Source organism: Streptomyces sp. NPDC020898 (genome assembly GCF_044333925.1).
In the GTDB taxonomy this organism is placed as follows: domain Bacteria; phylum Actinomycetota; class Actinomycetes; order Streptomycetales; family Streptomycetaceae; genus Streptomyces.
The window spans coordinates 80,004-101,584 of the sequence record NZ_JBIRRV010000027.1 but is presented as its reverse complement, the minus strand read 5'-3'; the positions used below and the strand labels follow the sequence as shown (position 1 = coordinate 101,584).

General features: G+C 69.7%; 19 protein-coding genes. 12 read left to right on the top strand and 7 right to left on the bottom strand.

What is annotated here, in order from left to right; translation table 11 throughout:
• Together ACH4TV_RS44485 and ACH4TV_RS44480 are read left to right on the top strand one after the other, a co-directional pair.
• On the top strand, nt 1-1,257 hold a 1,257-nt coding region (locus ACH4TV_RS44485; RefSeq protein WP_398407141.1), incomplete at its 5' end, for an alpha/beta hydrolase.
• A 113-nt stretch (nt 1,258-1,370) separates the two neighbouring features.
• A complete protein-coding gene (locus ACH4TV_RS44480) occupies nt 1,371-1,898 on the top strand; it encodes a GNAT family N-acetyltransferase (RefSeq protein WP_398407140.1) in 528 nt (175 codons plus the stop codon).
• A gap of 4 nt (nt 1,899-1,902) precedes the next feature.
• Here the strand turns inward: ACH4TV_RS44480 and ACH4TV_RS44475 are convergent, their stop codons facing one another.
• Nucleotides 1,903-2,496, bottom strand: a complete 594-nt coding sequence (locus ACH4TV_RS44475; RefSeq protein ID WP_398407139.1) for an adenylosuccinate lyase — start codon at nt 2,494-2,496, stop codon at nt 1,903-1,905.
• A gap of 345 nt (nt 2,497-2,841) precedes the next feature.
• On the opposite strand from ACH4TV_RS44475, the gene ACH4TV_RS44470 reads away from it, so the two are divergent.
• The 9 genes from ACH4TV_RS44470 to pssA all read left to right on the top strand — a co-directional run bounded on the left by ACH4TV_RS44470 (nt 2,842) and on the right by pssA (nt 13,861).
• Nucleotides 2,842-4,647: a 3-hydroxyacyl-CoA dehydrogenase family protein gene (locus tag ACH4TV_RS44470; protein ID WP_398407137.1), complete on the top strand. Its 1,806-nt coding sequence runs from the start codon at nt 2,842-2,844 to the stop codon at nt 4,645-4,647.
• A 160-nt stretch (nt 4,648-4,807) separates the two neighbouring features.
• Entirely contained in the window at nt 4,808-5,620 is an 813-nt protein-coding gene (locus ACH4TV_RS44465; RefSeq protein WP_398407144.1) for a TetR/AcrR family transcriptional regulator, read from the top strand.
• 421 nt (nt 5,621-6,041) lie between these two features.
• Nucleotides 6,042-7,385: a crotonyl-CoA carboxylase/reductase gene (ccrA, locus tag ACH4TV_RS44460; protein ID WP_398407135.1), complete on the top strand. Its 1,344-nt coding sequence runs from the start codon at nt 6,042-6,044 to the stop codon at nt 7,383-7,385.
• A 16-nt stretch (nt 7,386-7,401) separates the two neighbouring features.
• Nucleotides 7,402-9,429, top strand: coding sequence for a protein meaA (locus ACH4TV_RS44455; protein ID WP_398407134.1), 2,028 nt, complete (start codon nt 7,402-7,404; stop codon nt 9,427-9,429).
• Nucleotides 9,426-10,385, top strand: a complete 960-nt coding sequence (locus ACH4TV_RS44450) for an HpcH/HpaI aldolase/citrate lyase family protein (protein ID WP_398407133.1) — start codon at nt 9,426-9,428, stop codon at nt 10,383-10,385. The genes ACH4TV_RS44455 and ACH4TV_RS44450 overlap by 4 nt, the downstream gene beginning before the upstream one ends.
• Before the next feature lie 91 nt (nt 10,386-10,476).
• Nucleotides 10,477-10,989 carry a MaoC family dehydratase gene (locus ACH4TV_RS44445; protein ID WP_398407132.1) on the top strand — a complete coding sequence of 171 codons (513 nt, stop codon included), beginning with the start codon at nt 10,477-10,479 and terminating at the stop codon, nt 10,987-10,989.
• Nucleotides 10,990-10,991: 2 nt separating this feature from the next.
• Complete coding sequence (locus ACH4TV_RS44440) at nt 10,992-12,197, top strand: acyl-CoA dehydrogenase family protein (protein ID WP_398407131.1); 1,206 nt, start codon at nt 10,992-10,994, stop codon at nt 12,195-12,197.
• A gap of 169 nt (nt 12,198-12,366) precedes the next feature.
• The gene (locus tag ACH4TV_RS44435) at nt 12,367-13,023 is read left to right on the top strand and encodes a phosphatidylserine decarboxylase (protein ID WP_398407130.1); all 657 of its coding nucleotides are present in this window, start codon (nt 12,367-12,369) and stop codon (nt 13,021-13,023) included.
• A 16-nt stretch (nt 13,024-13,039) separates the two neighbouring features.
• Complete coding sequence (gene pssA / locus ACH4TV_RS44430; RefSeq protein ID WP_105970094.1) at nt 13,040-13,861, top strand: CDP-diacylglycerol--serine O-phosphatidyltransferase; 822 nt, start codon at nt 13,040-13,042, stop codon at nt 13,859-13,861.
• An 82-nt stretch (nt 13,862-13,943) separates the two neighbouring features.
• Here pssA and ACH4TV_RS44425 read toward each other — a convergent pair whose 3' ends face one another.
• From ACH4TV_RS44425 to ACH4TV_RS44405, 5 genes are read right to left on the bottom strand one after another with little or no spacing between them, the layout of a single operon-like run.
• The gene (locus tag ACH4TV_RS44425; RefSeq protein WP_398407129.1) at nt 13,944-15,215 is read right to left on the bottom strand and encodes an ABC transporter substrate-binding protein; all 1,272 of its coding nucleotides are present in this window, start codon (nt 15,213-15,215) and stop codon (nt 13,944-13,946) included.
• Nucleotides 15,212-16,342, bottom strand: a complete 1,131-nt coding sequence (locus tag ACH4TV_RS44420; RefSeq protein ID WP_398407128.1) for a branched-chain amino acid ABC transporter permease — start codon at nt 16,340-16,342, stop codon at nt 15,212-15,214. Before ACH4TV_RS44420 ends, ACH4TV_RS44425 begins: the two co-directional genes overlap by 4 nt.
• Nucleotides 16,335-17,225 carry a branched-chain amino acid ABC transporter permease gene (locus tag ACH4TV_RS44415; protein WP_398407127.1) on the bottom strand — a complete coding sequence of 297 codons (891 nt, stop codon included), beginning with the start codon at nt 17,223-17,225 and terminating at the stop codon, nt 16,335-16,337. Before ACH4TV_RS44415 ends, ACH4TV_RS44420 begins: the two co-directional genes overlap by 8 nt.
• Nucleotides 17,222-18,037, bottom strand: coding sequence for an ABC transporter ATP-binding protein (locus tag ACH4TV_RS44410; RefSeq protein ID WP_398407126.1), 816 nt, complete (start codon nt 18,035-18,037; stop codon nt 17,222-17,224). The genes ACH4TV_RS44415 and ACH4TV_RS44410 overlap by 4 nt, the downstream gene beginning before the upstream one ends.
• A gap of 6 nt (nt 18,038-18,043) precedes the next feature.
• Nucleotides 18,044-18,913, bottom strand: coding sequence for an ABC transporter ATP-binding protein (locus ACH4TV_RS44405; RefSeq protein ID WP_398407125.1), 870 nt, complete (start codon nt 18,911-18,913; stop codon nt 18,044-18,046).
• A gap of 196 nt (nt 18,914-19,109) precedes the next feature.
• On the opposite strand from ACH4TV_RS44405, the gene ACH4TV_RS44400 reads away from it, so the two are divergent.
• Nucleotides 19,110-20,351 carry a PucR family transcriptional regulator gene (locus tag ACH4TV_RS44400; RefSeq protein ID WP_398407124.1) on the top strand — a complete coding sequence of 414 codons (1,242 nt, stop codon included), beginning with the start codon at nt 19,110-19,112 and terminating at the stop codon, nt 20,349-20,351.
• 21 nt (nt 20,352-20,372) lie between these two features.
• On the opposite strand, the gene ACH4TV_RS44395 is transcribed toward ACH4TV_RS44400, so the two are convergent.
• Complete coding sequence (locus ACH4TV_RS44395) at nt 20,373-21,491, bottom strand: glycerate kinase (RefSeq protein ID WP_398407143.1); 1,119 nt, start codon at nt 21,489-21,491, stop codon at nt 20,373-20,375.
• Nucleotides 21,492-21,581 lie beyond the last annotated feature (90 nt).

The window sequence follows — 21,581 nt, the reverse complement described above, 5'->3', positions numbered from 1 at the left end:
ACTCCGAAGGGCCAAAACCTTCATCTCCCGCACAGCATCATTTCCAGAAGCTGCCCTACAACCAACTCCCTTTCATGTTCAGGACACACCAAGCCGGGTTACTTCAACCCCGTACGCCCGGACTCCGTGCCGAGCACCCCCGCGATCGAGCGCGCGAACCTCGACCGCGCCAAGTCCTTCGCGGACGCCTGCGGCAAGAAGTACGCGGACCTGCTGCCGTACATCGACACCGTGAGCGCCGTGCGTGACATGGACTCGATCCGGCAGGCGCTCGGGGCACCGAAGATCAACTACTTCGGCTACTCGTACGGGACCTATCTGGGCGCCGTCTACGGGAAGTTGTACCCGGAGCGGGTCCGGCGGCTGGTCCTGGACTCGATCGTCGACCCGACGGGCGTCTGGTACGAGGACAACCTCGGCCAGGACCACGCCTTCAACGACCGTCACCGCGCCCTGATGGCGTGGATCGCCAAGTACGACGCCACGTACGGGCTCGGCACCGATCCCGAGGAGATCGAGGCCAAGTGGTACGCGATGCGGGCGGCGCTGGCCAAGAAGCCGGCGGGCGGCAAGGTGGGCGCCTCCGAGCTGGAGGACACATTTCTGCCCGGGGGCTACTACAACGGCTACTGGCCCTATCTCGCGGAAGCGTTCTCGGCGTACGTGAACGACAAGAACGCAGACCCGCTGGTCGAGACGTACGAGAACTTCGCGGCCGTCGACGCCGCCGGGGACAACGGCTACAGCGTCTACACGTCGGTGCAGTGCCGTGACGCGTCCTGGCCGCGCGACTGGAACGAGTGGCGCCAGGACAACTGGCGGGTGTACGAGAAGGCGCCGTTCATGACCTGGAGCAACGCCTGGTACAACGCGCCGTGCGCCTTCTGGCCCACCAAGTCGCTGCACCCGGTGAACGTCGCCAACGGCAAGCTGCCTCCGGTGCTGCTGTTCCAGGCGACGGACGACGCGGCCACCCCGTACGAGGGCGGCGCGATGGTCCACCGGCTTCTGGGCGGCTCCAGCCTGGTGGTCGAGGAGGGCGGCGGGAACCACGGCATCTCGCTGAGCGGGAACGCCTGCCTGGACGAGTACCTGGCGGCGTATCTGACCGACGGCACGGTGCCTCGCGGTCACGGCGAGGCCGACGCGGTGTGCGCGGCACTGCCCGACCCCGAGCCGCTGCCGGCCGCGGAGGCGTCCAGCGCCCCGCAGTCACGGGGCTCGACCCTGCACGGACTGCTCGGCTTCCGCGGCTGAGCCCACCTGGCGGACCGGGCAGGAAGTGACGGCCCGTCGGGGGCGTCGGCCGGACCGGCCGGCGCCCCCGAATCAGGTCGCCCCCGGCACCCGCCCCCGCCTAGGGTGCCGCCATGAACGACATCGTCCTCGTCCGTGAGATGACCCTCGACGACTGCGACCGCGTCTCCGAGATCCGCATCCGGGGCTGGCAGCACGCCTACCGGGGCCTGATGCCCCAGCCGTACCTGGACGCCCTCAGCGCCGCGCAGGACGCCGAACGCCGGCGTACGTTCTTCGTGCGGGCCGGCTCGGAGATCGTCAACCTGGTCGCGGAACAGGACGGCGAGGTAGTCGGCTGGGCCTGTCACGGCCCCTACCGTGACGGTGAATTCCGCACCGAGGACGCCGAGTTGTACGCGATCTACGTGGACGTCGAGCAGTTCGGCACCGGGGTCGGGCAGGCGCTCCTGCGGGAGTCGGTACGGAGGTGCGCCGAGGCCCGGCACCCGCGCATGCTCCTGTGGGTCCTCAAGGGCAACGACCGCGCGCGACGGTTCTACGAGCGGGCGGGCTTCGCGGCCGACGGCGGCGAGGAGCCCTCCGACGTGGACGGGGTCGCGGTACCGGAGGTGCGGTACGTGCGAGAACTGCTCGTCTGACAGCTCACCTCTGCTGCCTCTGCGGCCTCTGCTTCGGAATGCGCGCCAGCGCGTGCACCGCCGCCTCGGCGAGGGCCGGGTGCGCGAGGGCCTCGTTCAGCACCGGTGCCGCGCGTACGTCCCCCAGCGTGCCCAGCCCCTCCACACAGGCGAGCGCCACCCGACGGTAGGGGTCGCGCGGTTTCAGGCGCCGCGCCAGCGTGGTGATCAGGGCGGGGGCGGACTCCGGGGCGCGCAGCTGGGCCAGCAGCCGGACCGGGTACAGGGCGTAGGCGACGCGCAGTTCGTTGGTCGCGAGGGTGGCTGCCGCGCGGGCGGTGCGCGGGTCGCCGAGGCGGGCCAGGGCGTACGCGGCGGAGGCGCAGCGCTGCGGGTCACGGTGGTTGAGGAGGAGGACGAGTGCCTCGAAGGCACGCCGGTCCCCCGCGAGTCCCAGCCGGAAGGCGGCCAACTCCCTGGCCCACAGCGGCTGTCCGGAGGCGGTGAGCACGTCCGCCAGTTCGTCGAGGTCGTCGGTCGCCACGAGGCGTACGTACGCGGCGGGCACCCCGGACTCCTGCCGTAAGCGCTCCGTGAGCGTTCGCAACTCTTCGTCCATACTCCGAGCCTAGGGGGCGCGGGCCAATACCCGGGACGTACATCACAAACTCGAGGGCTGGCGCGCTCGTTACTCACCGGTTAAGCTCAGACGAGCGAGTTACCCACTCGCATTGATTGCTTATGGCGGCCTGGTGACGCAGCCGTCGTGAGTGCTGGTCGGTTCGGTACCTCAAGTACCGCAGTACGGCACGGCTTTGGGACAGAGCCAGCCGGATCCACCGTTCCCCCCGGGCGTGTGCGCTCACAGCCCGGCAACACCCGCACTCCTTCTCGCACCCGGTGCGCCCCTCGGCGCACTCTGCGTGCTCCCAGTCGTCACCACCCTCATTTCTGGAGTCCCGCGATGGCCACTCCCCTGTCCCACACCTCTCCGTCCTCGCTCAGGACCGTCGCCGTGATCGGCCTCGGCACGATGGGCACCGGCATCACCGAGGTCCTCACCCGCGCCGGCCGCGAGGTCGTCGGGATCGACATCAGCGAGGCCACGGCCGCGAGGGCCGTCGCCGCCCTGGAGTCCTCGACCGCCCGTGCCGTGGTGCGCGGACGCCTCACCGAACAGGAGCGCGAGGAACTCCTCGCCCGCTTCCGCACCTCCACCGATCTGCGCGAGGCGGCCGACGCCGACCTGGTCATCGAGGTGGCGCCGGAGTCGTACGAGATCAAGCACCAGATCTTCCGCGCCCTCGACGACATCGTGCGCCCGGAGACGATCCTCGCGACCGGCACCAACGCCCTCTCCGTCACCCGTCTCGCCGCCGACTCGGCGCGTCCCGAGCGCGTCCTGGGTCTGCACTTCTTCAACCCGGCCCCGGCGATGAAGCTGGTCGAGGTGGTCTCGTCGGTGCTGACCGCGCCGCAGGCCGTCACCGCGGTCACCGATCTGGCGATCGAGCTCGGCAAGGAGCCTGTCGCGGTCGGCGACCGCCCCGGATTCGTCGCCGACGGGCTGCTGTTCGGCTACCTCAACCAGGCCGCCGCGATGTACGAGGCGAAGTACGCCTCCCGGGAGGACATCGACGCGGCGATGCGGCTCGGCTGCGGTCTGCCCATGGGCCCGCTCGCCCTGCTCGACCTGATCGGCATCGACACGGCCCGTACGGTGCTGGAGGCCATGTACTCCGAGTCCCACGACCGGCTGCACGCCCCGGCGCCCATCCTCAAGCAGTTCAGCGAGGCGGGCCTGACCGGCCGGAAGTCGGGACGCGGCTTCTACTCGTACGAGGCACCCGGCAGCGCGACGGTCGTGGCGGACGCGCTGACCCCGCTCGCCGGCGCTCCGGAGACCCCCGGCCGCGCCGTCCGCTCCGTCGGTGTCGCGGGCTCCGGCACGATGGCCTCCGGTATCGCCGAGGTCTTCGCGAAGGCCGGTTACGAGGTGGTCCTGGCCGCCCGCAGCGAGGAGAAGGCGCAGACCGCGAAGGCCAGGATCGGCAAGTCGCTCGCCCGCTCCGTCGACAAGGGCCGCCTGACGGCCGAGGCCGCCGCACAGACGCTCGACCGGATCACCGCGGCGGGCTCGTACGACGCCTTCGCGGACGTCGATCTGGCCGTCGAGGCCGTCGCCGAGGACCTGGAGGTCAAGCAGCAGCTGTTCGCGACGCTGGACAAGGTCTGCAAGCCGGGCGCGGTGCTGGCCACCACCACCTCCTCGCTCCCCGTCATCGCCTGCGCCCGTGCCACCTCGCGTCCGCAGGACGTGATCGGCATGCACTTCTTCAACCCGGCGCCGGCGATGAAGCTCGTCGAGGTCGTCCGTACGGTGTTGACGGCCGACGACGTCCACTCAACAGTTCGCGAGGTCTGCGTCAAGATCAAGAAGCATGCAGTCGACTGTGGTGACCGAGCCGGATTCATCGTCAACGCATTGCTTTTCCCATACCTCAACAACGCGATCAAGATGGTGCAGGAGCACTATGCATCTCTTGACGACATTGACGCGGCGATGAAGCTGGGCGGCGGCTACCCGATGGGCCCGTTCGAACTGCTGGACGTGGTCGGGCTGGATGTCTCCCTGGCCATCGAGAAGGTCCTGCACCGCGAGTTCCGCGACCCGGGCCTCGCCCCCGCACCGCTTCTGGAGCACCTGGTGGCCGCGGGCTGCCTCGGCCGCAAGACCGGCCGCGGCTTCCGCGAATATGCCCGCCGCTGACCGGCCCGGCGACTGGCTCGGACGCGACCCCGGACGCGCCTTCGAACACGACGACGACTGGGGCGGCCTGCTCGACCCGCCCTCCGCACCCCCGCCCGCCCAGGGCGGGGGTGATCCCGGACGTGCGCGCCACCCTGCGCACATGCAGTACGTTCGGGTCATGTCCTCGCCCGCCAAGTCCTCCCGTACGACAGCCACGCCCGACGCGCCGGAGAGTGCCGCGGGCAGTCGCGCCGCCGCCCAGCGGCTCAAGATGCGCCGAGAACTGGCGGCCGCGGCGATGGAGCTGTTCTCGGCCAAGGGCTACGAAGGCACCACCGTCGACGAGATCGCGGCCCGGGCCGGCGTGGCCCGCCGTACGTTCTTCCGTCACTTCCGTTCGAAGGAAGAGGCGATCTTCCCGGACCACGACGACACGTTGATCCGGGCCGAGGCGGTGCTCAACGCGGCGCCGGCGCACGAGCATCCGCTCGACACCGTGTGCCGCGGCATCAAGGAAGTCATGAAGATGTACGCGGGCCGGCCGGAGATCTCGGTCGCCCGCTACAAGCTGACGCGCGAGGTCCCCACCCTGCGGGAGGCGGAGATCGCGTCGGTCGCCCGCTACGAACGCCTCTTCACCCGCTATCTCCTGGGCCACTTCGACGAGCACGCCCACGACGACGACGCGAACGACGATCCGCTGCTGGCCGAGGTCGCCGCGTCGGCCGTGGTCACCGCCCACAACCACGTCCTGCGGCGCTGGCTGCGGGCGGGCGGCCAGGGCGACGTCGAGACACAGCTCGACCACGCCTTCGGGATCGTACGGAAGACCTTCGTCACGGGCATGGTGGCCGGGCGCGACACCGCGCCCCGGACGGCGCCGGCCTCGGTGACCTCCCAGGGGGAGGTACTGGTGGCGGTGGCACGGACCGACGCGCCGCTCGACGAGGTGATGCGGACCATCGAACAGGCGCTGAAGGAACGCTCGTAACGGAGCGGCGTACGAGGGAACAGGCGGGTCGCGGGTGCTGCGGCCCGCCTCTTCTGTGTTCCGCTCTGTGTTCCGCGAGGGCTACTCGACAGTAGCCTTTGATCGATCATCGCTCATTTGTTACGTAAAGATTTCAGATGAGGCCAATTTCTGGCACCCAGTGCCTTGCTACCTGTCACGGCGTGCCATACCGTGAAGTTGTCCGGGCGGCCGGCGTGCAGAGACCATTCGTACGTCGGCTGTCCCCGCAAACCACGTGCTTGCGCGCCCGGACGCCTGCGTCACAGGCAACCTCCCGCGCCACCACGCGCTGCCGAAAGCACCACCGCCGAACCGACGGCACGTCTGACCCAAACCCTCAGCAGCACCGACGTAACCCTCAGCGTCTCCCCTCAAGACGCCATTCGCCGGAGGCAAAACCGTGACCGTTAAGGACATCCTGGACGCGATCCAGTCGCCGGACTCGACTCCGGCGGACTTCGCCGCTCTGCGGCTCCCCGAGTCCTACCGTGCGATCACCGTGCGCAAGGACGAGACGGACATGTTCGCGGGCCTCGAAACCCGCGACAAGGACCCCCGCAAGTCGCTGCACCTGGACGATGTTCCGGTGCCGGAACTCGGCCCGGGCGAGGCCCTGGTGGCCGTCATGGCCTCCTCGGTCAACTACAACTCGGTGTGGACGTCGATCTTCGAGCCGATGGCGACCTTCGGCTTCCTGGAGCGCTACGGAAAGCTCAGCGAGCTGACCAAGCGCCACGATCTGCCGTACCACATCATCGGTTCCGACCTCGCGGGCGTCGTCCTGCAGACCGGTCCCGGTGTCAACGCCTGGAAGCCCGGTGACGAGGTCGTCGCGCACTGCCTGAGCGTCGAGCTGGAGTCCTCCGACGGGCACAACGACACGATGCTCGACCCCGAGCAGCGCATCTGGGGCTTCGAGACGAACTTCGGCGGGCTGGCAGAGATCGCCCTCGTCAAGTCCAACCAGCTGATGCCCAAGCCGGACCACCTGAGCTGGGAGGAGGCCGCCGCGCCGGGGCTGGTCAACTCCACCGCGTACCGCCAGCTGGTGTCGCGCAACGGCGCCGGGATGAAGCAGGGCGACAACGTCCTGATCTGGGGAGCGAGCGGCGGACTGGGCTCGTACGCCACGCAGTTCGCGCTGGCCGGCGGCGCCAACCCCATCTGTGTCGTCTCCAGCGAGCAGAAGGCGGACATCTGCCGGAAGATGGGCGCCGACGCGATCATCGACCGCAACGCCGAGGGCTACAAGTTCTGGGCGGACGAGCACAACCAGGACCCGCGCGAGTGGAAGCGGTTCGGCAAGCGCATCCGTGAGCTGACCGGCGGCGAGGACGTCGACATCGTCTTCGAGCACCCCGGCCGCGAGACCTTCGGCGCGTCCGTCTACGTCACGCGCAAGGGCGGCACGATCGTCACCTGTGCCTCCACCTCGGGCTACAACCACGAGTACGACAACCGGTACCTGTGGATGTCCCTGAAGAAGATCATCGGCTCGCACTTCGCCAACTACCGCGAGGCCTGGGAGGCCAACCGGCTGGTCGCCAAGGGCAAGATCCACCCGACGCTCTCCAAGGTGTACTCCCTGGAGGACACCGGGCAGGCCGCCTACGACGTCCACCGCAACCTCCACCAGGGCAAGGTCGGCGTCCTGTGCCTGGCCCCCGAGGAAGGCCTCGGTGTGCGCGACGCGGAGAAGCGCGCCCAGCACATCGACGCCATCAACCGCTTCCGGAACGTCTGAGGGCCTGAGGTCATCGATGACTGAGCGTCAGAAAGACCGGCCGTGGCTCATGCGCACGTACGCCGGTCACTCCACGGCAGAGGCGTCCAACGAGCTGTACCGGCGCAACCTCGCCAAGGGCCAGACAGGTCTGTCGGTGGCCTTCGACCTGCCGACACAGACCGGGTACGACCCCGACCACATCCTCGCCCGCGGCGAGGTCGGCCGGGTCGGCGTGCCCGTCTCGCACGTCGGTGACATGCGCCGGCTGTTCCAGGACATCCCCCTGGACCAGATGAACACCTCGATGACGATCAACGCCACCGCCATGTGGCTGCTGGCGCTCTACCAGGTCGTCGCCGAGGAGCAGGGTGTCGACATCACCACGCTCCAGGGGACGACCCAGAACGACATCGTCAAGGAGTACCTGTCCCGGGGCACGCATGTGTTCCCGCCGGTGCCCTCGCTCCGGCTGACGACGGACATGATCTGCTACACGGTCAACCACATCCCCAAGTGGAACCCGATCAACATCTGCAGCTATCACCTCCAGGAGGCGGGGGCGACCCCGGTCCAGGAGATCTCGTACGCCATGTCGACGGCCATCGCGGTCCTGGACGCCGTACGGGACTCGGGGCAGGTGCCCGCCGAGAAGTTCGGTGACGTCGTCGCCCGTATCTCCTTCTTCGTGAACGCGGGCGTCCGATTCGTCGAGGAGATGTGCAAGATGCGGGCGTTCGGGCGGATCTGGGACCAGATCACGCGCGAGCGGTACGGCATCGAGAACCCCAAGCAGCGGCGCTTCCGGTACGGCGTGCAGGTCAACTCCCTCGGGCTGACCGAGGCGCAGCCGGAGAACAACATCCAGCGGATCGTGCTGGAGATGCTGGCCGTGACGCTGTCGAAGGACGCACGCGCGCGTGCCGTCCAGCTCCCGGCGTGGAACGAGGCGCTGGGTCTCCCCCGGCCCTGGGACCAGCAGTGGTCGCTGCGGATGCAGCAGGTGCTCGCCTACGAGAGCGATCTGCTGGAGTACGAGGACATCTTCGCGGGGTCGCACGTGGTCGAGGCGAAGGTGGCCGAGCTGGTCGAGGAGTCGCTCGCCGAGATCGACCGCATCCAGGAGATGGGCGGCGCGATGGCCGCCGTCGAGTCGGGCTACCTGAAGTCGCAGCTCGTGGCGTCCCACGCCGAGCGGCGGGCCCGTATCGAGTCCGGTCAAGAGAAGATCGTGGGCGTCAACATCTTCGAGTCGACCGAGCCGAACCCGCTCACGGCCGACCTGGACGCGGCGATCCAGACCGTCGATCCGGCCGTCGAGGCCCGGGTGACGTCGGCGCTCCAGGCCTGGCGCGACACGCGGTACCAGCCGCCGTTCAACCACCCGCGCCCCTGCAAGGCGCTGGAGCGGCTGAAGGAGGCCGCGAAGGGCACCGACAACCTCATGGAGGCCACCCTGGAGTGCGCCCGCGCCGGGGTCACGACCGGCGAGTGGGCCGGGGCCCTGCGCGAGGTGTTCGGGGAGTTCCGGGCGCCGACCGGTGTCTCGTCCGCGCCGGTCGCGGTGACCGCCGAGGAGGGCACCGCCCTCGCGCTGGTCCGCCGCAAGGTGGACGCCACGGCGAAGGAGATGGGCGTCGGCAAGCTCCGCTTCCTGGTGGGCAAGCCCGGCCTGGACGGGCACTCCAACGGCGCCGAGCAGATCGCCGTACGGGCCCGTGACGCCGGGTTCGAGGTCGTCTACCAGGGCATCCGGCTCACACCTGAGGAGATCGTGGCCGCGGCCGTCGCCGAGGACGTGCACGGCGTCGGTCTCTCCATCCTGTCCGGCTCGCACGCCCAGCTCGTGCCGGACGTCCTGGAACGGCTGCGCGAGGCCGGCGCGGCCGACATCCCGGTGATCGCCGGCGGGATCATCCCGAACGCCGACGCCGAGCTGCTCAGGGCCGCGGGAGTGGCCGCGGTCTTCACCCCGAAGGACTTCGACATCACCGGGATCATCGGCCGTATCGTCGACGAGATCCGCAAAGCGCACAAGCTCGACCCCCTGGAGGTCCTCGCATGACCGTCAACCGTCTGCGTCCCCGCCGCTCCTGTCTGGCGGTCCCGGGAAGCAACCCCCGCTTCCTGGAGAAGGCCCAGGGCCTGCCGGCCGACCAGGTCTTCCTGGACCTGGAGGACGCATGCGCCCCGCTCGCCAAGCCCGAGGCGCGGCACACCATCGTCAAGTTCCTCAACGAGGGCGACTGGACGGGCAAGACGAGGGTCGTGCGCGTCAATGACTGGACGACGGAGTGGACGTACCGCGATGTCGTGACCGTCGTCGAGGGAGCCGGCCAGAACCTTGACTGCATCATGCTGCCCAAGGTGCAGACGGCCCAGCAGGTCGTCGCCCTCGACCTCCTGCTGACGCAGATCGAGAAGACGATGGGTTTCGAGGTCGGGAAGATCGGCATCGAGGCGCAGATCGAGAACGCGCAGGGCCTCAACAACGTCAACGAGATCGCGACGGCCTCCCCGCGCGTCGAGACGATCATCTTCGGCCCGGCCGACTTCATGGCGTCGATCAACATGAAGTCCCTGGTCGTGGGCGAGCAGCCGCCCGGCTACCCGGCGGACGCCTACCACTACATCCTGATGAAGATCCTGATGGCCGCCCGCGCCAACAACCTCCAGGCGATCGACGGCCCCTACCTGCAGATCCGCAACGTCGACGGCTACCGCGAGGTCGCCCGACGCGCCGCCGCGCTCGGTTTCGACGGCAAGTGGGTGCTGCACCCGGGCCAGGTCGAGGCGTCCAACGAGATCTTCTCGCCCTCGCAGGAGGACTTCGACCACGCCGAGCTGATCCTGGACGCGTACGAGTACTACACGTCCGAGGCGGGCGGCAAGAAGGGCTCCGCGATGATCGGCGACGAGATGATCGACGAGGCCAGCCGCAAGATGGCGCTGGTCATCTCGGGCAAGGGCCGGGCGGCCGGTATGCAGCGCACGTCCACGTTCGAAGCGCCCTCCGACTGACTCGGGCCAGGCAGTTCGGAAGGCACACAAAACCCTCATCCCCCAGGCCCCGAAGGAGCCCAGGGGGAATACCAGCCCGGAGGGCAAGATCATGCAGTTCGGCCGCACCTACGAAGAGTTCACAGTCGGCGACGTCTACCGGCACTGGCCCGGGAAGACGGTCACGGAGTACGACGACCACCTGTTCTGTCTCCTCACGATGAACCACCACCCGCTCCACATGGACGCCAACTATGCGGAGAACACGACCGACTTCGGCAAGAACGTCGTCGTGGGGAACTACATCTACTCCCTGCTCCTCGGCATGTCCGTACCGGACGTGTCGGGCAAGGCGATCGCGAACCTGGAGGTCGAGTCGCTGAAGCACGTCGCGCCGACCTTCCACGGCGACACGATCTACGGCGAGACGACCGTCCTCGACAAGACGCCCTCCCGGTCGAAGAACGACCGCGGGATCGTCTACGTGGAGACGAAGGGCTACAAGCAGGACGGCACGCTGGTCTGCGTGTTCCGCCGCAAGGTGATGGTGCCCACCGAGACGTACATCAAGGAGCGCGGCGGCGAACAGCCCGGCCGCCCCGAGCTCAAGGAACAGGTGAAGTAGCCATGGCGCGACTCGCCCAGACCGCCGGTCTGACGGACATCCAGCGGGAGATCCTGTCCACCGTCCGGGACTTCGTGGACAAGGAGATCATCCCGGTCGCGACCGAGCTGGAGCACCGCGACGAGTATCCGCAGCAGATCGTCGACGGTCTCAAGGAGTTGGGCCTGTTCGGCCTGATGATCCCCGAGGAGTACGGCGGTCTGGGCGAGTCGCTCCTGACGTACGCGCTGTGTGTCGAGGAGATCGCGCGCGGCTGGATGTCGGTGTCCGGGATCATCAACACCCACTTCATCGTGGCGTACATGATCAAGCAGCACGGCACGCAGGAGCAGAAGGACCACTTCCTGCCGAGGATGGCGGCCGGCGACGTCCGCGGCGCGTTCTCGATGTCGGAGCCGGCGCTCGGCTCGGACGTGTCGGCCATCACCTCCAAGGCGGTCCAGGACGGCGACGAGTACGTCCTCAACGGCCAGAAGATGTGGCTGACGAACGGCGGAACGTCCACTCTGGTCGCCGTACTCGTCCGAAGTGACGAAGGACACCCGGAGGGGACGGCGCCCCACAAGTCGATGACCACCTTCCTGGTCGAGAAGGAGGCGGGCTTCGGTGAGGTCCGGCCCGGGCTCACCATCCCGGGCAAGATCGACAAGATGGGCTACAAGGGCGTCGATACCACCGAACTCATCATGGACGGACTGCGAATTCCGGCCAATCGCGTGCTCGGGGGCGCCACCGGCCGGGGTTTTTACCAAATGATGGACGGTGTCGAGGTGGGCCGCGTCAACGTGGCGGCGCGTGGCTGCGGGGTCGCTCAGCGTGCCTTCGAACTGGGCGTCTCCTACGCCCAGCAGCGCCACACCTTCGGCAAGCCGATCGCCCAGCACCAGGCGATTCAGTTCAAGCTGGCCGAGATGGCTACCAAGGTCGAGGCCGCTCATGCGATGATGGTGAACGCGGCACGCAAAAAGGACTCCGGTGAACGAAACGACCTCGAAGCAGGGATGGCGAAGTACCTCGCCTCCGAGTACTGCAAAGAGGTCGTCGAGGACGCTTTCCGGATCCACGGCGGCTACGGCTTCTCCAAGGAGTACGAGATCGAGCGCCTCTACCGCGAGGCTCCGATGCTGCTGATCGGCGAAGGTACCGCCGAGATCCAGAAAATGATCATCGGGCGCAGGCTGCTCGAAGAGTACAAATTCCAGGGCTGATTGTCCGCTTCGGGGTGTTTTCTTCGAGAAGAAGATCACACCCCGTCAGCACTCTTCAGCCGCCGACTCGGCTTCCTGGCTTACCCAGTTGTGGCTGTGAGCCGCTACGATCGCCGGAAAGCCGCCGTCCCCTGATACAGCGCGGCATCATCCGCTACGAAGGTCATCCATGCCCCACAGCCAAACCTCTGCACCTCGCGACAGCCTGGCAGGCGTACGCCTGGCGCGCGGAGCATCGCCGTGGCTCCTCCCGACCGTCGCCACCGCAGCCCTCAGCCTGGTACGCGCGCGCAAGTCCGGCGCCGCCAAGGCCGTGGCCGTACCCGTCACCGCACTGGCGGCGGGCATGCTGTGGTTCTTCCGTGACCCCGAGCGCGAGATCACCCAGGGCCGGGTCATCTCTCCCGCCGACGGCGTGGTGCAGAGCATCATGCCGTGGAAGGACGGCCGCACCCGCGTCGCGATCTTCATGAGCCCGCTCAACGTACACGTCAACCGCGCGCCCCTCTCCGGCTCGGTGACGTCCGTCGAGCACATCCCCGGCGGGTTCGTTCCGGCGTTCAACAAGGAGAGCGAGAACAACGAGAGAGTCGTCTGGCACTTCGACACCGAACTCGGTGACATCGAGATGATCCAGATCGCCGGTGCGGTCGCTCGCCGCATCGTCCCGTACGTCCCGCAGGGCACGAAGGTCGAGCAGGGCGACCGGATCGGCCTGATCCGCTTCGGCTCGCGCGTCGACATCTACCTCCCCGAGGGTGTCGAGGTCGACGTCGAGGTCGGCCAGAAGACGGTGGCAGGGGTGACTCGCATTGACCGTGATTGATCCCGAGACCCAGTGGGTGCCGGAGGCCGACGAGGTGGGTGACGACGAGGAGGAGATGCCTCTTTCTCTCCGCCTCTCAATAGCGGACACCCTCACCCTCGGCAACGCCACCTGCGGCTTCATGGCGGTGTACTTCACCACCACCGGCATCCTGATCCCGCACCTCACCGGCAGTGACGAGTCGGGCATGGCCCGTCACTCCGCGGCGACCGCGGTGATCCTGATGCTCTGCGCGGCGGTCTTCGACCTCTTCGACGGCCTGGTCGCCCGCAAGTTGCGCTCCTCCCCCATGGGCGCCGAGCTGGACAACCTCTCCGACCTGATCAGCTTCGGTCTCGCACCGGCGTACTTCGTCCTGGTGTACGGCATGGTCGCGGACGACGCGTACCAGAAGGTGGCCGCGGTCGGCGCGATCGTCGTCCTGCTCGCGGTGGTGCTGAGACTCGCGAGATTCTCGTGCGTGACGGTCAAGGACGGCACCTTCCAGGGCATGCCGAGTCCCTTCGGTGCCCTGACGGTCGTCTCGATCGTGCTTCTGGAACTGCCGTTCGTGGCCACGCTCATGGCCATCGTCGGCACCGCCTGGCTGATGGTGAGCCGGGTCGAGTACCCGAAGCCGCGGGGTCCGCTCGCGATCGCGATGGTCTCCTGGATCGTCTCCGGGATGGCCCTCCTGGCGGCCTGGGCCTTCGACGCCCCCGGCGGCCAGCTCCTCCTCCAGACCGGCTGCGCCCTGCAGCTCGTCCTGGGCGCGGTGATCCCGCTCTTCGCCACGGCCCGTCGTGTGAACAACTTCCGCGACAACCGGCGCGAGGCACGGGCGGCACAGCTGCCGTAGCGGTCGTAGCGGTGTGATGTACGTAGGGCCCCGAACCTGCCGGTTCGGGGCCCTACGCGTTGTCTGCACGGTCCTGCGGGGGTCACGCGCCAGGCGAGTAGCCCTCCGCGACGGACGACGCCTCGGACTCCCGTACGACCTTCATGCCTCCCGTCACGCTCTTGTCGGGCTGGAGGATCACGCTCTCCTTGGAGGACGGCGCCTTCGGGTCGGTGAAGTTCTGCGGGCTGCCGAAGCCGACGTCGAACGCGTCGATCGTCAGCAGGGCCTTGTCCACACCGGCACGCGTGAGGTCCTTGCTCGCGCAGGCCCTCTTCAGTGCCTCGCCGAAGACGGCGACCGCCGACCAGCCGCCCACCACTCCGTTGTCCAGCGAATCACCGGGGTAGGCGGCCTGGTAGTCGGCCACGAGCTTCTTCGCTTCGGGGGTGTCGGCCCCGATGGGCAGGGACGGTGAGGCGACCCAGTAGTTCTTCGACAGGGCCGGGCCGGCCTGGGTGGCGAGGAGCTGCGGGGCGAAGGCCGAGTTGTTGCCGATGACCGGGACGCCGAAGCCGCCGGCGGCGGCCACGCCGACCAGTGAGGCGGCCTGGCGCGGGCCGGCGCTGATCACGATCGCCTTGACGCCCGCCTGCTTCAGCGCGGCGACCTGGGCGGTCATGTCGTTGTCGGTCGGCTTGATCTTCTGCTCGACGATCGTGAGGCCCGACTGCTCCGCCATGTACTTGGCGCCTTCCAGGGCGCTCTCGCCGTAGTCCCCCTCGAAGTAGACATGACCGATCTTGTCGCCCTTCTTGATCCCCTTCTCATTGATCAAGAAGTCGATCGCATTGATCGTCTCAATGTCGTACGTGGATCCGATCACGCGTATGTACGGACTGCCGAGCAGCGAGGCGGCCCACGCCTGCGGCAGCACGACGACCTTGTCCTGGCCGTCGACGCGCGCTTTCACGGCCGCGACGAACGGCGAGCCGATGAACTGGGCGAAGCCCAGCACCTTCGGTTCCAGCTCCGTGTAGCCGGACACGGCCTTCTGCGGGTCGTAGCCGTGGTCGCGGACGGTGAGGGCCACCTGGCGGCCACAGACGCCTCCGGCGGCGTTCAGCTGCTTCACGTACAGCTGCTGGGCCTGGGTGACGCTCTTGCCGAGGGTCGCGTAGACACCGGTCATGTCCGTGAGCGCGCCCACTTCGATCGTCTTGGCGGACACGCCCACATCGGTCTTGACGCCGCCCGCCGAGGCCGTTCCGTCGTCGCCCCCGTCGCCGTCCTTGGCCTTGGAGCTGCACCCGGCCAGCACGAGCAGCACGGCGAGCGCGCCCGCGGCAGCTCGGGCCGCGTTTGTCTTGGTCATCGTTCCTCCCCTGGATTGCGTCCGACGCGGCGCCGGGCGGCCACCCTGACCAGCCCGCCCGGCAGGAAGAGCACCACCGCCACGATGGCGGCGCCGTACAGGTACCGGGACGCCTCGCCCGGTGCGATCCCGCCCGTGCCCGGGGCGGAGACCAGGGGCAGCGCGTCGCTGTAGCGGGTCAGCAGCTGCGGCAGCAGCGAGACGAACACCGCGCCGACCACCGCCCCGGAGACCGACCCGAGCCCGCCGATGACGATCATGGCGAGGTACTCCAGCGAGAGGGTGATGCCGAAGTAGTCCGGCACCGTCCGCTGGAAGACGAGGGCGAGCAGGACACCGGCCAGCCCCGCGTACATCGAGGACAGGACGAAGACGGCGGCCCGGTAGCGGGCCACGGGCACGCCGATCACCCCGGCGGCGATGCGGTGGTCGCGGATGGCGTTCATGGCCCGCCCGGGCCGCCCGCGCAGCACACCACGGGCGAACAGCGCGCCGCCCAGCAGGACGACGAGTCCGGCGTACCAGAGTTTCTCCGCGGACCCGAACGGCACGTTCGCGACGAGGAGTTCGCTCTCGTCGAAGGTGAGGCCGAAGAGGTTCAGCGGCGGTACGTCACGGCCGTTGAAGCCGCCGGTGAGTTCGCGGGCGTTGAACAGGACGTGCTGGCCGATGAAGATCAGGGCGATGGTGGCGATACCGAGGTAGGGGCCGGTCAGGCGCCCGGCGATCGGGCTGAACAGGCCGCCCGCGGCCCCCGCGACGAGCGTGGCCAGCACGGCAGCGAGCCAGGTCGGCAGCCCGAGCCCGGTCAGCCCGTCGCCCCCCTCCGCGGCGAACACGCAGTAGCTGTACGCGCCGATCGCCAGGAAGAAGGCGTGCCCCATGGAGAGCTGGCCGGTGGCGCCGGTGAGGAGGTTGAGGCCGATGGCGCCGATCGCGGCGGCCATCGCGAACAGGCCGGCCTGGAGCCAGAAGCGGTCCAGGTAGAACGGGAGGACCAGGAGCAGCAGGGCGCCCACGGCACCGACGTACGTACGCGGGTTCGACGGCGGGCGGAGGAAGCCGCTCCGCGCGCGGGACGGCGGGTCCGTACGGGCGGGGGCCTCGGACACGGGTGCCTCAGACACGGGCCAGCTCCTTCGTGCCGAACAGCCCGGCGGGCCGCACGAGCAGGATCGCGACCATGACCAGATAGGGCGCGAGATCGCCGAGGCCGCGGCCCATGAAGGTCAGTTCGCTCTGGTAACCGGTGGCCAGGGACTCGGTGACGCCGACGACCAGGCCGCCGACGAGGGCGCCGGTCGTGGAGTCGAGGCCGCCGAGAATGGCGGCCGGGAACGCCTTGAGCGCGGCGAGGGAGGTGGCCCGTTCGAGGCCCGGGGTCGGGAAGACGGTGAGGAACAGGGCGGCGACGGCCGCAAGGCCGCCCGCGACGGCCCAGGCCCCGAGCGAGACCCGGCCCAGCCTGACCCCCATGAGGGCGGCCGTCTCCGGGCTCTCGGCGGCGGCGCGCATCGCCACGCCCCAGGTGGTGTAGCGGAAGGCGAGCAGGAAGGCCGTGATGAGCAGCGCGGCGGCGACGAAGGCGGCGATCCGGGTGTGCGCGAGCGAGATCGGGCCGAGGCTGAGGACGGCGTCGCCCCAGGGGTCGCCGAGCGCCAGGACGTCCGTACCGAGGCGGCGGGTGATTTCGGTGGTGAGCAGGATGTCGACGCCGATGGTGACGATGGCCAGCACGCTGTGGTCGCTGCCCCGGTAGCGGCGCATCACCAGGAACTCCACGGCCGCGCCGACGACCGCGGCGCCGGCGATGCCCGTCAGCAGCGCGGGCCAGAAGCCGATGTCGTCGTGGAGGGTGGCGGTGACGTAGCCGCCGGCGAGAAGCAGCGAGGCGTGCGCGAAGTTGACGACTTCCGTGGCCCGGAAGATCACGACGAAGCCGAGGGCGATGAGGGCGTAGACGGAGCCCATGGAGATGCCGTTGAGAAGCAGTTCGGTGAAGGTGCTCACGGTGTGGCCTCCTCTCCGAGATAGGCCCGTACGACCTCCGGGTCGTTCTGTACATCCGCGGGGGCCCCGTCCGCGATCAGCCGGCCGAAGTCGAGGACCGTGACCGTGTCCGCGAGTTTCATCACCACCCCCATGTCGTGCTCCACCAGGACGATCGAGATGCCGAGGCTGTCGCGGACACCGGCGATGACGGCCGCGACCCGGCGCCGCTCGTCGGCGGTCATCCCGGCCACCGGTTCGTCGAGGAGCAGCAGCTGTGGCTCCATGCACAGGGCGCGGGCGAGCTCGGCGAGCTTCTGCTGCCCGTAGGGCAGGGAACCGGCGGGGCGTCGCAGCTGGTCCTCCAGGCCGACGAACTCGGCGATCTCCCGCACGCGCGCACGGTGCCGGTGTTCCTCGCGCGTCGCCGACGGCAGCCGCAGGCCGGCGGCGACGAAGCCGGCCTTGGTCAGCCGGTGGCGGCCGAGCAGCAGGCTGTCCTCGACGGTGGCGTGGGGCGGCAGGGCGAGGTTCTGGAAGATACGGGCTACACCGAGCGCGGCGATGCGGTGCGGGGGCATGCCGGTCAGCTCGTGCTCGCCGAAGCGGACGCTGCCCGAGGTGGCCCGGTAGACGCCGGACAGGACGTTGAAGCAGGTGGACTTGCCCGCCCCGTTGGGTCCGATCAGGGCGTGGACGGTGCCGGGGCGGACCGTGAAGGTGACGTCGTCGAGGGCGACGATGCCGGCGAAGCGGACGGTGAGGTGGTCAACATTGAGGGCGGGCACGGAGGGGGCGTCAATGGTGGACGCCGGCCCGTCAGGTCTGGTCAACGTGGATCAACCCTTCCACCTGGTCAACCTCGGCATGGAGTGGTTCGCCCCGGGCGTGCCTTCTCCAGCCGTCGCCCCTGCCGCGTCCGCCGCCGCGTCCTCGTCGACCACGCCCAGATAGCGCCGCCGCACCTCGTCCGAGGCGGCGAGTTCGGCGGCGGGGCCGGACAGGGTGACCTCGCCGACCTCCAGGACGTATGCCTGGGTGGCCAGGCGAAGCGCCAGGGCGGCGTTCTGTTCGACGAGCAGGACGGAGGTGCCCTGGGCGTTGATCTCGCGGACCGTGTCGGCGATCCGCGCCGCCATCAGCGGGGCCAGACCGAGCGACGGTTCGTCGAGGAGCAGCACCTGGGGAGCGGCCATGAGGGCGCGTGCGACGGCCAGCATCTGCTGCTCGCCGCCCGAGAGCAGCCCGGCGCGCTGCTGGGCGCGGTCGGCGAGGACGGGGAACAGTTCGTGCACGCGGCGCAGGGCGGCGGCCCGGTCCGCGCGTCCGCCGCTCGCGCCGAGTGCCCCGGCGCGCAGATTGTCGGCGACGGTCATCCGGGCGAACACCCGTCGTCCTTCCGGGACTTGGGACACCCCGGCGGCCACCACCCGGTCGGCGGCGAGAGCGTCGATCCGGCGTCCGCCGAGGGTGACCGTGCCGCCGGTCGTCGCGCCGCCCTGGAAGGAGAGGGTGCGGCTGATGGCGCGCAACAGGGTGGACTTGCCGGCGCCGTTGCCGCCCAGCACCGTCACGACGGCCGCCTCGGGGACCTCCAGCGACACGTGACGCAGGGCGCGTACGGGCCCGTAACCGACCGACAGGTCCTTCACGACGAGATCGGCACCGCTCGGGGAACGACCCGCAGGGCCCCCTGTGCCACCGCCCATGGTGTCTCTCCTCCCGCACACCCGTCCGGTGTGGCGCTCAGCCCAGCACCGGGGCGGGCGTCCGTCCACGGGTCGCGGCCGAAAATCCGCTGAAACGTGGCCGGTGACCAGAGGACTCCACCGCCCGTTGTGCACGCGCACAACAGTGCGTGTCAGGGGCCTGCCGGAGGAGCCCGGAGGGTGGCATCCTCCGCTCATGGGACCCCGTAGAAGGCGTACCGGTCATGACTGGAAGGTGCTCGCGGAGTCCTGCGCGGCGCTGCTGGAACGGGTGCCGGAGCTGGTGGACGAGCATGTGCGGCAACTGGCGGAGCACTCTCCCGTCTACGGCCAGATCCTCCCGTACGACCAGCACTGGCGGGAGGCGGAGGAGGCGATGCGGATCGGCATCGAGACGATCTCCGCGCCCCGCGGCTCACCGCGCCGCGACCTGGAGTACGCGGAGGACGCGGGCCGGCGCCGGGCCCAGCAGGGACTGCCGCTGGAGCTGCTGGTGCACGCGTACCGGAGTGCGGGCTATCTGGTCTGGGACGCGCTGCTGGAGGGCACCGGCGGTCAGGAACCGGAGCGGCTCGCCGTGCTGATGCGGTCGGCGACCCTCGTATGGGCTGCGGTCGACGCACAGGCGGCGGTGGCGTCGGAGGCGTACCGGGCGACCGAGATGGAGTTACGACGGCGCACGGACGAGCAGTTACAGGCCTTGCTCGACGCGCTGCTCGACGGTCAGGAGTCGCCGGGGCTGGCCGCCCGGGCCGCGGCGGGGCTCGATCTGCCGGAGCGGGGTTCGTACGCGGTGGTGGTGCTGCGGGCGGAGCGGCGGGACCCGAGGGAGGCGTTTCACCGGCCCTTGCGGGGCGCCGGGTACCGGTTCGTGTGGCGGATGCGGGCCGACCGGGAGGTGGGGGTCGTGCTGCTGGGGCCCGACCAGGGGCTCGACGCGGTGGCGCAGGCGCTGAGCGGGCGGTGCTCGGGGGCGGGCGGGATCAGTCCCGTCGTACCGGGGCTGGCCGAGCTGGGGCGGGCCCGGCGGCTCGCCGAACTGGCGTTGCGCACCTGCCCGCCGGACGCGAACGAGGTCGTACGCCTGGATCAGCGGATGCCGACGGCCCTGGTGGTGAGCCAGCCGGAACTCGCGAACCGGCTGGTCTCGTCCGTCTTCGGCGCCCTCGTCGGTCTGGAGCCCGCCGACCGGGCGGTGCTGCTGGAGACGCTGGACGTGTGGCTGGCCTGCGAGGGGTCGGCTGGACGGGCGGCAGGCCGTCTGTACTGCCACCGCAACACGGTCTTCAACCGGCTGCGGCGGCTGGAACAGCTGACGTCCAGGTCACTGGCCCGGCCGCGTGACCTGATCGAGATGACGCTGGCCCTGGACGCCTACCGGTTGTCGGGACCGACGGGCGTCCTGGAGGAGGGCGCACGGCTTGCCGGGGGCGCGTGAAACCGGAGTCCGGTACCGGGCTCAGACCAGGAAGTCCCGGCCGATGTTCTCCGCGACCCGCTCCAGGAGCGGCCCGGCGTCGGCGATGCACCGCGCGATGTCCGGCTCGATCTCCGTCAGGGGGTACGCGCGGCGGATGCCCGCCCGGCCCAGGGCCTCCGGGCGCAGGGCGAGGCGTCCGCAGACCGCGACGACCTCGCGTCCCTCCGCCCGGGCCGCCGCGGCGACGCCGGCCGGGGCCTTGCCGTGCAGCGTCTGCTCGTCGAGGGAGCCCTCACCGGTGATCACCAGCGTGGCGCGGTCCAGAGCGGCCGCGAAGCCCAGGACGTCGAGCATGACCTCGATTCCGGGCCGGAACCGGGCACCGAGCACCAAAGCCCCGTAGCCGATACCGCCCGCGGCACCCGCGCCCGGCGCTGCGGCGTGCCCGGCGGCCTTCGGGCCGATCGCCGCCTCCAGGATCTTGGCGTAGTGCGCGAGGGCCGCGTCCAGGGCGGCCACGTCGTCCGGGGAGGCGCCCTTCTGCGGGCCGTACACCGCGGGGGCGCCCTTCGGCCCGGTCAGCGGGTTGTCCACGTCGCTGGCCAGCACGAAGTCGACGTCCGCGAGGCGGGTGTCGAGGCCCGAGAGGTCAGCCGTGGCCAGTGCCTCCAGGCCGCCGCCCCCGGGTGCCACCGGCTCGCCGTCGGTGTCCAGGAAGCGCGCGCCGAGGGCTGACAGCATGCCCGCGCCCCCGTCGGTGGTGGCGCTGCCGCCGACCCCGAAGACGATCGTGCGCGCACCCGCGTCCAGCGCGGCCCGCAGCAGTTCGCCGGAGCCGTACGTCGATGCCGTGAGCGGTGCGAAAACGCCCGCGGGCAGCCGCTGGAGCCCGCTCGCCTCCGCCATCTCCACCACCGCGGTATCGCCGCGCAGCGCGAACGCGGCCGTGACCTCGTTGCCCAGCGGCCCCGCGACCCGTACCTCGCGCCGCTCGAACCCCGCGGCGACCGCGGCGTCCACGGTGCCGTCGCCACCGTCGGCCACGGGCAGCGACTCGACCTCGACACCGGGCGCGGCCCTGCGCAGCCCGGCCGTCACCCGCTCCGCGACCTGTACGGCCGTCAGCGACCCCTTGAACTTGTCGGCGGCGATCAGCACCCGAGCCTTCCGCACGCCCGCACCGCCCCTGTTACTCGTGTTACCCGCAGCGTCCGCCACCCTGCATTCCCCTTGCTTTCCGGCCCCGTA